A 12,143-nucleotide genomic window follows, 5' to 3' on the forward strand; every position below is an offset into this window, starting at 1 on the left:
CCGCCGCCCTTCCCGTTCGGGTCAGCCGATGCTCATCAGGCTCGCATTGCCGCCGGCGGCGGCCGTGTTGGTGCTGGTGGAGCGCTCCAGCATCAGCAGATCGAGCGGATAGAGCTCGCCGCGCGCAATGGCGTCGGGGGCGAGCCCATGCACCAGCACGATCGGTCCCTCGCGCTCGGCCAGCGCCGCGTTGAGCTGGCGCAGCGCGTCGCCGTCGCCTTCGAACAGGACGGCGTCGAAGCGCGCCGAGCCAAAGTCCTCCACCATGCTGACCCGGCCTTCCAGCCCCATCGGCAGGGTGGGCAGGAAGGAGCCTTCCAGCAGCACCCGGTTGCCGGTGGCGAGGGCCGAGGCGATCTGCACCGCCAGGCCGCGCTCGGTGGCCGCCAGGCACAGCACCGTGCCGCGCGGCGAGAGCGCGTAGACGTTGCGCTCGCCGACGGGCCCGGCAAGCTCGGCCCAATGGCCGCAGGGCGAAGTGTCGAGGACCGCGCCGCACAGTGCCTGGGTATCCGGATCGGACTGGAAGTCGACCCACAGCCGCGCCGGGCCCGAAGGCTGGGTATCCGGTAGGCGGATGGCGGGACGGACGGCCAGCAGCCGGCTGAGATAAAGCGGTCCGCCGGCCTTCGGCCCGGTGCCGGAGAGACCGTGCCCGCCAAAGGGCTGCACTCCCACCACCGCGCCGATGATGTTGCGGTTGATGTAGACGTTGCCGACCTCTATGCGGCCGCTGACACGGGCGATGGTCTCGTCGATGCGGGTGTGCAGGCCGAAGGTGAGGCCGTAGCCGGTGGCGTTGATGGCGTCGATCAGCTCGTCGAGCTCCTCGCGGCGGTAGCGCACCACATGCAGAACCGGGCCGAACACCTCGCGCGTCAGCTCGGCGATGTCGTCGATCTCGATCAGCGTCGGTGGCACAAAGGTTCCGTGCCGGCACTCCTCGCCGAGGGCGACCTGCTCGACCCGCAAGCCGGCCTGCCGCAGGCGCAGGATGTGCGCCTCGATGGCGGCCTTCGCCTCGGCGGTGATGACCGGGCCGATATCGGTCGACAGATGGACCGGATTGCCGACGGCGAGCTCGTTCAGGGCGCCGCGCAGCATCTCCAGCATGCGGTCGGCCACATCCTCCTGCAGGCAGAGGATTCGCAGCGCCGAGCAGCGCTGGCCGGCGGAATCGAAGGCGGAGGAGAGGACGTCCGCCACGACCTGCTCGGCGAGCGCCGAGGAATCCACGATCATGGCGTTCTGGCCGCCGGTTTCGGCCACCAGCGGGATGACGCTGCCATCAGGATTGAGCCGCGCGGCGAGCTGCCGGCGGATGAGGCGTGCCACCTCGGTCGAGCCGGTGAACATCACGCCGCGGGTGCGGGTATCACCCACCAGCGCGGCGCCGACCGGGCCGGCGCCGGTGACGAGTTGCACCGCGCCGGGCGGCACGCCGGCCTCACGCAGGATCTCGACCGCCGCGAAGGCGATGAGCGGGGTTTCCTCGGCGGGCTTGGCGAGCACGGCATTGCCGGCGGCGAGCGCCGCGCCGACCTGGCCGGTGAAGATGGCGAGCGGGAAGTTCCACGGGCTGATGCAGACCACCGGGCCGAGGGGGCGGTGGGTATCGCCGGAGAAGCCGTCGCGCACCTGGGCGCCGTAGTAGCGCAGGAAGTCGACCGCCTCGCGTACCTCGCCGATGGCGTTGGGGAACGACTTGCCGGCCTCGCGGACGATGATGCCGATGAGCGCGGGCATGCGCGCCTCCATCAGATCGGCGGCGCGGAACAGGCAGGCGGCGCGTTCCGCCGGCGGCGTCGACTGCCAGATCGGCGCGGCGGCCTGCGCGAGCTCCATGGCTCGGGCGACGATCTCGGGCGTGGCGTCCTCCACCACGCCGACCTGATCGCGGTGGTCGGCCGGGTTGAGCACCGGGCGGGCGATGCCGGCGGCCGGGCCGTCGCCGAGGAGCGGCGTTGCCTTCAGCACGGTGGCGCTGCCGGCAAGGAGTGCCGCGGCGAGGGAGGCGAGGCGCTGCTCGTTGGACAGGTCGAGGCCTGCCGAATTGCGACGCTCGGCGCCGAACAGCTCGGCCGGCGCGGCGATGCGCGGGTGCGGCGCGCCGAGCGGATCGATGCGCTGGGCGGCCTCGACCGGGCTCTCGATCAGCTCCTCGACGGGGACGTTGGCATCGGCGATGCGATTGACGAAGGAGGAGTTGGCGCCGTTCTCCAGCAGGCGGCGAACCAGATAGGCGAGCAGCGTCTCATGCGTGCCGACCGGCGCGTAGATGCGGCAGGGCCGGCCGAGCTTCTCGCGGCCGACAACCTCCTCGTAAAGAGGCTCGCCCATGCCGTGAAGACACTGAAATTCATATTGTCCGGCATAGTAGTTGGCGCCGGCCATTTCGGTGATGGTCGAGAGCGTCTGGGCGTTGTGGGTGGCGAATTGCGGGAACACCGCATCGGGCGCCGCCAGCAGCTTGCGGGCGCAGGCGAGATAGGCAACGTCGGTGTGAACCTTGCGCGTATAGACCGGGAAGCCCTCAAGCCCGTCCACCTGGGCGCGCTTGATCTCGCTGTCCCAATAGGCGCCCTTCACCAGCCGCACCATCAGTCGGTGGCCGGAGCGACGGGCAAGGTCGATCAGCAGATCGATGACATAGGGGCAACGCTTCTGATACGCCTGAACGACGAAACCGATGCCGTTCCAACCGCTTAGGGCGTCATCGAAACAAAGCGATTCCAGAAGGTCGAGTGAAATCTCCAGCCGGTCGGCTTCCTCGGCGTCGATGTTGAGGCCGATATCATAGTGCCGCGCGAGCTTCGCCAAAGCTACAACACGCGGCAGCAACTCCTTGATAACACGAGAATATTGCGACCTGTTGTAGCGTGGGTGAAGAGCCGACAGCTTGATCGAGATGCCGGGCCCCTCATAGATGCCGCGACCGGCGGAGGCCTTGCCGATGGCGTGGATAGCCTGCTCGTATTCGGCGAAATAGCGCTGCGCGTCGGCCTCGGTGGTGGCGGCCTCGCCGAGCATGTCGAAGGAGTAGCGGAAGCCCTTGGCCTCCAGCTTGCGCGAATTGGCGAGGGCCTCGGAGATGGTCTGTCCGGTGACGAACTGCTCGCCCATCATCCGCATGGCGACGTCGACGCCGCGGCGGATCAGCGGCTCGCCGCCGCGGCCGATCAGGCGGGTGAGGGCACCGGACAGCCCGGCTTCGCTGGAGGTCGAGGTGAGCTTGCCGGTGAGCACGAGGCCCCAGGTGGCGGCGTTCACGAACAGCGACGGGCTATGGCCGACATGGGCCTGCCAGTCGCCATGGCCGATCTTGTCGCGGATCAGCGCGTCGCGGGTGGCGCGGTCGGGAATGCGCAGCAGGGCCTCGGCGAGGCACATCAGCGCCACACCTTCCTGGCTGGACAGCGAATATTCGTGGATCAGCCCCTCGACGGCGCCCTTCTGGCCCTTCTCGCGCAACGTTTCGACCAGCATGCGGGCGCGCTCGCGCGCCGCCTCGGCCTTTGCGGGAGGCAGCGTGGCGGGACCGACCAGCATCGGCACGCACTCGGTTTCCGGCATGCGGTAGGCGCCGGTGACGCGGGCCCGCAGCACGCTCTGCGGCTGCACGCCGCGCGCGAAGGGCAGGAACGGACTTTCGTCCTGCAGACTGCCATCCTCGACTGCAGGGACTGCTGCTGCAGCCGGGGCGATGACTGCAGTCAAACCCCGTTCACTGCGCTCGATGGCGGCGACGAGGGCCTGCTTGACCAGCGCGTGCGGGGTGCAGCCCTCCCGCTCGGCGGCGATCTTCAGCCGCGCGCGGATCTCGTCGTCGATCTTCACGCCCATGGTGGTCGTGGACATGATGGCTTCCTTCCGGAGGTTGGGCTGGCGGTATGATTGAACGTAGGTGTAACCCCGCTTCCCGGATGGTGCAACCCGCAACGCATGCGACGCTCGAAAGTCGAGGCGGAGGCGCCCGGGATGAGGTCTGACGGCACCGGCACGGAGCACCCGGGGGCGGTTACACGCAGGGTACTTCTTGCGGTGCAGGCGCGGCTTCCCAACTAGGTTGGATGACCCGTCTCGCGAAACTGCCCCTCTCCGTCCTCGATCTTTCCTTCGTCGCCTCCAACGGCACCGGCCCGGAGGCGCTGCGCGGCACGATCGAGCTGGCGCGCCATGTCGACGGGCTCGGCTATGCCCGCTTCTGGGTGGCCGAGCATCACAATCTGCCCTCGGTCGCCTCCGGCGCGCCGGATGTGATGGCGGGGCAGATCCTCGCGGCGACGCAGCGCATCCGCGTCGGTTCCGGCGGCGTGATGCTGCCGAACCATGCGCCGCTGATGGTGGCGGAACGCTTCAAGGTGCTGGAGGGGCTGTATCCCGACCGGGTCGATCTCGGTCTCGGCCGCGCGCCGGGCACCGACCAGCTTACCTCCCATGCGCTGCGGCGCCGGCAGGATGTCGATCCCGGCGACGATTTCCTCGACCGCCTGCGCGAGCTGATGCTGTGGGACACCGGCGAGTGGCCGGACGACCACCCCTATCGCAACATCAAGGTGATGCCCGTCGACGTGAAGCTGCCGCCGATCTGGCTGCTCGGCTCGTCCGGCTATAGCGCGCGGCTGGCGGCGCAGATCGGCGTCGGCTTCGCCTTCGCGCATCATTTCGCCCAGCATGACGTGCGCGACGCCATGCTGAGCTACCGCTCCGGCTTCCAGCCCTCGGAACGGCTCGCCAGCCCGCACGCGATACTGGCGCTGGCGGCGGTGTGCGCCCCGACCGACGAGGAGGCCGAGTGGCTGGCCGGAAGCGTCGACCTCGCGCATCTGCGCCGCGCGCGCGGTGACTACGGGCCGATCCCGACGCCGGAGGAGGCGGCGGCCTATCCCTATAGCGAGGCGGACCGCGCCTTCATCCGCCGCAACCGCGAGAAGGTGCTGGTGGGCGGGCCGGCCAAAATCGCGGAGGGACTGGAACGCTTCCTCGACATGACGCTGGCGGACGAGCTGATGATCACTACCGCGATCACCGATCTGGCGGCGAAGCGGCGCTCCTACGAACTGATCAAGGCCCTGCAGACGGCGCCGGTGGCGGCCTGATCCGTCCTTGCCCGGCCGGGAGGACGGCAAGGGGCGGGGTGGCTCACCCCGCCGCGCGCGCCGGCCGTGTCACCAGCCAGATGCCCAGCGCGATCGGCACGATGCCGACGAAGTCGAGCGGCGGCACGGCTTCGCCCAGCAGCAGCCAGCCGAAGAACAGGCCGAGCGGCGGCATGAGGAAGTGCAGGCTCGACGCCGCCGTCGCGCTGGAGCGGGTGAGCAGGTAGAACCACAGCCCGAAGCCGCCGATCGACACGCCGACCACGAGGAAGGCGAGGCCGCCGACCAGATTGGCGGTGAGGTGGATGTCGGCCGGATTCTCGCCTGCCAGGGCGAAGGGGATCAGCACCACCCCGCCCGCCAGGCACTGGATGGCGTTTCCCCGCCAGATGCCGCCGCGCGGGGCGAAGTACTTGAAGGCCAGCGTGCCGGCCGCGAGGGCGGCGACGCCGCCGGCGATGAGCAGCGTGCCGGTGAGGCTTTCATGCGCCCCGGCGAGGCGCGAGCGCAGGACGATCACCACACCGACGATGCCGAGCGCGATGCCGCCGAGCTTGCCGAGCGTCAGCCTTTCGCCGAGCAGCGGGCCGGCGCCGAGCGCGACGAGCAGCGGCAGGCAGCTCGTCAGCACCGCTGTATAGGCGGAGGAGGTGAAGGTCAGCGCGGTCCAGTTCAGGCCGAGATAGACCGCATTGTTGAGGATGCCGATGAAGATGAGCGCGAACAGGTCGCGCCGGCGCATCCGCATCCGCCCGCCATCCCAGATCGGCGCCATGATCAGCATGATCGCGCCGGCGAGGACGAGGCGCACCATCAGCAGGGTCAGCGGCGGGCAATCGGCCAGCGCCAGCTTGGCGCCGGCGAAGGCCGACGACCACAGCACGCAGAACAGCGCGACCAGCAGCGGCAAGGGCACGACGGTACGGGTCGCGGCGGCCGGGGGCGCGCCGACACTCGATGCGACGGGCATCGGTCATCTCCATTCGTTGACGGCGCCGAACCTAGGTGAGGCGGCATCAATCGGAAAACGAGATGTTCTCATGACCCCCATGAGCAAAGTCGATCTATCGAAAAGGCACGGCCAGGAGCGGCCTCACGGGCGCCAGTCATAGATCCAGCGGTAGCGCTCCAGCACAGCGCTGCCCGGGCGCGCGCGCATGACGAGGTCGCGAGCCAGTCGCGCCGGGCCGGCGAGGTGGTAGATGCGGTCCATGCCGCGGGCGGCGCGCTGCACCCGCGTGGTGCGGGGAATCCGCAACGCCTCGTAGCGGCGCAGTGCCTCGGCCGTGGCGGACGTGCCTTCGAGCTGTTGCGCCAGCACCACCGCGTCCTCGATGGCCTGCGCGGCCCCCTGGGCGAGGAAGGGCGGCATGGCGTGGGCGGCGTCGCCCAGAAGTGTCACCGGGCCGGAGCCCCAGGCGGGCAGGGGATCGAGATCGAACAGCGCCCAGCGCAGCCAGCGCTCGGGCGCGCGCAGCAGCACGTGCGCGTCCTCGCTCCAGTCGCGGTAATGGGCGAGGAGTTCGTCCGGCGCGCCGTCCTCGCTCCAGCCGTGCACCTCGCGCGCGTCCGGTGTGACCGCGACGAGATTGATCGCCGCGCCGGCCTGCACCGGATAGGAGACGAGGTGCGCGCCCGGTCCCAGCCAGAGCCGCGTCACCGGATCGGCGAGGCGGGCGGGCAGGGCCTGCGCCGGCACGGTGGCCCGCCAGGCGGCGCGGTGGCGGAAGGACGGCCGCGCCTGCGGGTTGAGCGCCAGCCTTACCGCCGAGCGCAGCCCGTCGGCGCCGATGAGTGCATCGGCTTCGAGCGTCTCCCCGGCGTCGGCATGGCGCGTGCGGACGGCGACGCCGGCGCCCGGAGTGGCGAAGCCGTCCACCGCATGACCGAGCTTCAGGGTAATCGCCGGCACCTCGCGCACGGCCGCGAGCAGGGCGGCCTGCAGATCGGCGCGATGGATGACGATGAAGGGACCACCGAAGCGGGCCTCGGCCTGCGCGCCCATCGGCGCGCCGGTAAGGCGCGTGCCGTGCCGTCCGTCGATCACCTCGAAGGCCTGCGGCAGCACGGCGCGGGCGGCCACCCGCTCATAGACGCCGAGCGATTGCAGGCAGCGCGTGGCGTTGGCGGCGAGCTGGACGCCCGCTCCCGCCTCCTCGAGCTGCCCCGCCCGTTCGAGGAGCGTGACGGTGCAGCCGGCCCTGGACAGCGCCAGCGCAGCCGTGAGCCCGCCTATGCCGGCCCCGGCGACGAGAATGTGGCGGGTCACGACGCGGTCGGCCGGTCAGGCGGCGGCCGGCGTCTCGTACAGCGCGCCCGGCGGGGTCGATTCGGCGCCGTGCAGGTGCGAATCGTACTTGTAGAGGGTCGAGCAGTACGGGCAGACGATCTCGTCCTCCGACCCCATGTCGAGGAAGACATGCGGGTGGTCGTAGGGCGGCAGGGCGCCGACGCACATGAATTCCTTGGCGCCGATGGAAATTCTCGGCACGCCCGCCGAATTGTGGAAGTGGGGAACGACGTGGCCCGCCATGATGTTCGCCTGTCCGCGCTTTACGTTGAAATCGCCCGGAACATAGCCGCTGGCGCGCCGCGGTCCAAGGGGCGATGGCACGGGCCGTGGGTCGCAGGCCGCGCATCCCCGGCTTGCGGCGCCCGCCCCATCGCTTCGCCATAATGGGCGGGCAAGAGTGGACGCAGTCGCGCCGGGTGTTTCAGTCCCTCATGTACCGCTTCTTCGCCGCCGCCGGTTTCCTGCTCGCCTTCACCGGTGCCGCCCATTGGGTGGTGCCGATGGGACGGGAGGCGTTTGCCCTCGTCACCGCCCGCGACGACGCGGCGCGCATCGCCGACCTGCAACTCGACGGCGTGCTGACGCCCGCGCGTGTGGCCGGTGAGATCGAGGCCGCGCTTGCGGCGGCGGATGGCGAGCTGGCGGCCAGCTTCATGGAACTGGCCGATGCGCGCGCCATCCCGGTCGCTGCCGGGCTACGGGCGCGGGTCGCGCTCGCCAATGCGCCGGGCGCGACATTCGCGCGCGGCGCCGGGCATTTCGGCCATGGCTTCCTGACCGGGGAGGGCGAGGACCTCGCCGGTCTCGCCGGCGCGACGGCGAGCGACCTCACCGTCTGGGGCGATGTGCGCGACCTCGGCCGGGAGGCGCTGCACTGGGCGCGCGGCGGGCCGGTCGACCGGCTGATGGTCGACCTCGCCGGCGTCGGAGTCGCGGTGACCGGCGCCACCTATGCCGCCTTCGGCGCGCCGCTGACGCTGCGGGCGGGCCTATCCGTGCTCAAGGGCGCGCGCCGGGCCGGCGCGGTCGGCGGGCGTTTTGCCGGCAATATCGCGGCGGCGCTGCGCGGCGGCGGCAGGGCGCAGGTCGCCACCCTCGTGGGGGATCTCGGCACGGCCGGCACGCGGGCCGGCACGCGCGCCACCTTCGCCGGGCTGCGCCATGTCGACGACGCGGCCGGGGCGGCGCGCCTGCGCGCTCTCGCGCAGGCCAAGGGCGGGCAGACGCTGGCGATCGTCAAGACGCTGGGGCGCGGCGCGCTGTTCGTCACCGAGGCGATGGCGAAGCTCGCCTTCTGGGTGATGGCGGCACTGCTCAATCTTTTCGGCCTCGTCGCCTCGTTCAACACGGCCATGGTGGCGATGCTGCGTCCGATGTGGAAGAACAAGCGCAGCCGGTGGCGTCCGTTACCGGCATAAGCGCCACGAGGAGGCGACCAATGCGTGTCCTGGCCCCGATCCTGTCGATACTGATGCTCGCCTTGCTGGCGGCGCCCGCCGGCGCGGCGGAGAACCGCTGCGGCTGGTACGTCAACCCGACCCCGGGCAACTGGTATCTGTCCGATCGCGACGGCGACTGGTGGATGCGGTCGCAGGGCGGAATGGAAGCCGAGGGCTTCGACAACGCGCCCGACTTCGATTCCAAGGAATATGTGAAGCTGCAGCCGAACGGCTATGGCTATGGCTGCGCCTGCCTCAGCGTCGATACCGACAAGGCCGAGAAGAACATCACCCGGATCTATTCCGGCAAGATCCTGCCGCTGTCGCGCTGCAGGAACGACAAGAGCCTGAAAAAGCCGGAATAGGCCGGTGCCGGCAGGCGTCTCCGGCGCACGCCGCGCTGCCGCGCGCATGGCCGGCATCCCGCCGTGCCGGCTTGGCAGGGCGGCCGCGTCTTACTAGCTTGCGCCTCCCGTCGTCTCTCCCCGCCGGAGCGCCCGCCATGCCGACCTTCACCCACGACGCCATCGACTTCGCCTATCTCGACGAGGGCGAGGGCGAGCCGATCATCCTGATTCACGGTTTCGGCTCGACCAAGGAGATCAACTGGGTCGGGCCGGGCTGGGTCGCGACGCTGACCGGTGCCGGGCGGCGGGTGATCGCGCTCGACAATCGCGGCCACGGCGCCTCCTCCAAGCTCTACCAGCCCGAACTCTACGACCCCTGGCTGATGGCGCGCGACGTGATCGCGCTGATGGACCATCTCGGCCTCACGCGCGCCGACGTGATGGGTTATTCGATGGGTGGGCGGATCGGCGCCTGCGTGGCGCTGACGGCGCCGGAGCGGGTGCGCACGCTCATCCTCGGCGGCATCGGCATCCACCTCGTCGAGGGGGCGGGACTGCCGATCAGCATCGCGGACGCGCTGCGTGCGCCCCATCTCGACGACGTGACCGACCCGATGGGCCGGATGTTCCGGGCCTTCGCCGAGCAGACCAAGAGCGACCGCGAGGCGCTCGCCGCCTGCATCGTCGGCTCGCGCCGCACGCTGAGCCGCGACGAGGTCGGGCGCATCGCCGTGCCGACGCTGATCGCCGTGGGCACGCGCGATCCGGTCGCCGGCTCGCCGCATCCGGTCGCGGCGCTTGTCCCGGGCGCGCGCGCTTTCGACATTCCCGACCGCGACCATATGCGTGCCGTGGGGGACAAGGCGTTCAAGGAGGCGGTGCTCGCCTTCCTCGCCGAGCCGCGCTGAGGCGGGCAGGGAAGGGGGCGGTGTCCCGATGTGGGGCGGGCGTGCTTGCATTTTGATTCAACAAAGCCGGAAAGCCGAGTCGGCTGAATCGCTTGCCGGGCTTTGCTGGCAAAGGGAATCAGGGGTGGCTCACATTCTGATTCAGCGGCGCGGCCGCCGGTGGCGGGGGTGGACGTTCCTGCATTCCTGCAATGGTGGCGGCGTAGGCCGGCGCCGGGGCCTGTGCTAGGCTGAAACAAACTCGGGATATCCAGCCGGCGCCCCCCGGGCGAACGGCGAGGGAAGGAAAATGGCGAAGAATTCTCTCCATCGCGTCGAGGCGCCGCGCGTCCTCGACAAGGTCGATCCGGTCTGGGCACGCATCCGCTCCGAGGCCGAGGACATCACCCAGCGCGAGCCGGCGCTTGCCAGCTTCGTCTTTTCCACGGTGCTCTACCACACCACGCTGGAGCGGGCGGTGGCGCATCGCATCGCCCAGCGCCTCGACCATGGCGACGTGCCGGCGGATATCATCCGCCACGCTTTCGAAGAGGCGGTGGCGGACGACCCGGAACTGGGTGTCGCCATCCGCGCCGACATCGTCGCGGTGCTGGACCGCGATCCGGCGACCGAGCGGGCGATCCAGCCGCTGCTCTATTACAAGGGCTTCCACGCCATCCAGACGCACCGTCTGGCGCACTGGCTGTGGAAGAACGGCCGCAAGGATTTCGCGTTCTACCTGCAGAGCCGTTCCTCGGCCGTGAACCAGGTCGACATCAATCCGGCGGCGCCGTTCGGCCGCGGCATCTTCTTCGATCATGCCACCGGCATCGTGGTGGGCGAGACGGCGGTGGTCGAGGACAATGTCTCGGTGCTGCAGGGCGTCACGCTCGGCGGTACCGGCAAGGAGCACGGCGATCGCCACCCGAAGATCCGGCGCGGCGTGCTGCTGGGCGCCGGCGCCAAGGTGCTCGGCAACATCGAGGTCGGCCATTGCGCCCGCGTGGCCGCCGGCTCCGTGGTGCTGAAGCCGGTGCCGGCGCGCACCACGGTGGCCGGCGTGCCGGCCAAGGTGGTCGGCGAGGCCGGCTGTGCCGAGCCTTCGCGCAGCATGGACCAGATGTTCGACAGCCTGTCGGACCTGCCCTCCTTCCTCGGCGAGGCGATCTGATCCGGCGTGTGCGGCCGTCGCCTTGCGACCCCACTCGCCGGTGTATCGCTCCGGCGAGCCACAGCTATGCGGCCGACGCCGGTTGCGCCGGTCGGCGCGGCGTGGCAAGCCTGCCGCCCAATTCAACCCATCGCGGGAGCACGGACTTTGGAAAAGAAGGATCTCGAACGCGTCCAGACCTATATGCGGCGCCTGTTCAGCAACACGCAGCTGCGCGTCGTGGCGCGTCCGAAGAAGAAGGATTCGGCCGAGGTCTATCTCGGCGACGAGTTCATCGGCGTCCTGTTCGAGGACAAGGAAGACGGCGACCTCTCCTATAACTTCCAGATGGCCATCCTCGACACCGACCTCGAGGACTGAGGGCGATGCCCGTCTATGCGCTCGACGGGGTGGCGCCGGACCTGCCGGCGCTCAGCCGCTGCTGGATCGCCCCCACCGCCGAGGTGATCGGCAATGTGCAACTCGGCGACGAGGCGAGCGTGTGGTTCGGCTCGGTCATCCGCGGCGACAATGAGCGCATCACGCTCGGCGCCCGGGTGAACATCCAGGAACTGTGCGTGCTGCACACCGATCCGGGCTTCCCGATGACCATCGGCGAGGACTGCACCATCGGCCACAAGGCGATGCTGCATGGCTGCACGATCGGCGCGAACAGCCTGATCGGCATGGGCGCGACCATCCTCAACGGGGCGAAGATCGGCCGCAACTGCCTCGTCGGCGCCGGAGCCCTCGTTACCGAGGGCAAGGAATATCCCGACAATTGCCTGATCGTCGGGGCGCCGGGCAAGGTGATCCGCACCCTCGACGCCGCGATGGAGCAGCGCATCCACGGCACCGCCGCGCATTATGTGCGCAACTGGCGGCGCTTCGCCGAGGGGCTGAAGAGGATCGACTGAGGGGCGCGCGC

General features: G+C 70.0%; 11 protein-coding genes. 7 read left to right on the top strand and 4 right to left on the bottom strand.

Annotated features, from left to right (window positions below; genetic code table 11):
• Positions 1 to 21: 21 nt before the first annotated feature.
• Positions 22 to 3,858 (bottom strand): trifunctional transcriptional regulator/proline dehydrogenase/L-glutamate gamma-semialdehyde dehydrogenase, encoded by a 3,837-nt coding sequence (gene putA, locus AC1PZ7_RS12335; protein ID WP_482355518.1) that lies wholly within the window; start codon positions 3,856 to 3,858, stop codon positions 22 to 24.
• Between the two features lie 212 nt (positions 3,859 to 4,070).
• Here putA and AC1PZ7_RS12340 point away from each other — a divergent pair, with 212 nt between their 5' ends.
• Entirely contained in the window at positions 4,071 to 5,099 is a 1,029-nt protein-coding gene (locus AC1PZ7_RS12340; protein WP_482355519.1) for an LLM class flavin-dependent oxidoreductase, read from the top strand.
• Between the two features lie 43 nt (positions 5,100 to 5,142).
• On the opposite strand, the gene AC1PZ7_RS12345 is transcribed toward AC1PZ7_RS12340, so the two are convergent.
• The 3 genes from AC1PZ7_RS12345 to AC1PZ7_RS12355 all read right to left on the bottom strand — a co-directional run bounded on the left by AC1PZ7_RS12345 (position 5,143) and on the right by AC1PZ7_RS12355 (position 7,632).
• A complete protein-coding gene (locus AC1PZ7_RS12345) occupies positions 5,143 to 6,069 on the bottom strand; it encodes a DMT family transporter (RefSeq protein ID WP_482355520.1) in 927 nt (308 codons plus the stop codon).
• 123 nt (positions 6,070 to 6,192) lie between these two features.
• A complete protein-coding gene (locus AC1PZ7_RS12350; RefSeq protein WP_482355521.1) occupies positions 6,193 to 7,368 on the bottom strand; it encodes an FAD-dependent monooxygenase in 1,176 nt (391 codons plus the stop codon).
• Between the two features lie 15 nt (positions 7,369 to 7,383).
• The gene (locus AC1PZ7_RS12355; RefSeq protein WP_482355522.1) at positions 7,384 to 7,632 is read right to left on the bottom strand and encodes a zinc-finger domain-containing protein; all 249 of its coding nucleotides are present in this window, start codon (positions 7,630 to 7,632) and stop codon (positions 7,384 to 7,386) included.
• Positions 7,633 to 7,808: 176 nt separating this feature from the next.
• Between AC1PZ7_RS12355 and AC1PZ7_RS12360 the strand changes: the two genes are divergently transcribed.
• The 6 genes from AC1PZ7_RS12360 to AC1PZ7_RS12385 all read left to right on the top strand — a co-directional run bounded on the left by AC1PZ7_RS12360 (position 7,809) and on the right by AC1PZ7_RS12385 (position 12,132).
• Positions 7,809 to 8,810 (top strand): hypothetical protein, encoded by a 1,002-nt coding sequence (locus AC1PZ7_RS12360; RefSeq protein ID WP_482355523.1) that lies wholly within the window; start codon positions 7,809 to 7,811, stop codon positions 8,808 to 8,810.
• Positions 8,811 to 8,830: 20 nt separating this feature from the next.
• Positions 8,831 to 9,196, top strand: coding sequence for a DUF4087 domain-containing protein (locus tag AC1PZ7_RS12365; protein ID WP_482355524.1), 366 nt, complete (start codon positions 8,831 to 8,833; stop codon positions 9,194 to 9,196).
• A gap of 137 nt (positions 9,197 to 9,333) precedes the next feature.
• A complete protein-coding gene (locus AC1PZ7_RS12370) occupies positions 9,334 to 10,086 on the top strand; it encodes an alpha/beta fold hydrolase (RefSeq protein ID WP_482355525.1) in 753 nt (250 codons plus the stop codon).
• A 289-nt stretch (positions 10,087 to 10,375) separates the two neighbouring features.
• Positions 10,376 to 11,236 (top strand): serine O-acetyltransferase, encoded by an 861-nt coding sequence (cysE, locus tag AC1PZ7_RS12375; protein WP_482355526.1) that lies wholly within the window; start codon positions 10,376 to 10,378, stop codon positions 11,234 to 11,236.
• 147 nt (positions 11,237 to 11,383) lie between these two features.
• Complete coding sequence (locus AC1PZ7_RS12380; RefSeq protein ID WP_192638782.1) at positions 11,384 to 11,596, top strand: DUF3126 family protein; 213 nt, start codon at positions 11,384 to 11,386, stop codon at positions 11,594 to 11,596.
• 5 nt (positions 11,597 to 11,601) lie between these two features.
• Positions 11,602 to 12,132, top strand: coding sequence for a gamma carbonic anhydrase family protein (locus tag AC1PZ7_RS12385; protein ID WP_482355527.1), 531 nt, complete (start codon positions 11,602 to 11,604; stop codon positions 12,130 to 12,132).
• The last annotated feature ends 11 nt before the right edge of the window (positions 12,133 to 12,143 follow it).

It is taken from the genome of Ancylobacter sp. TW_SC_1, from assembly GCF_056836805.1.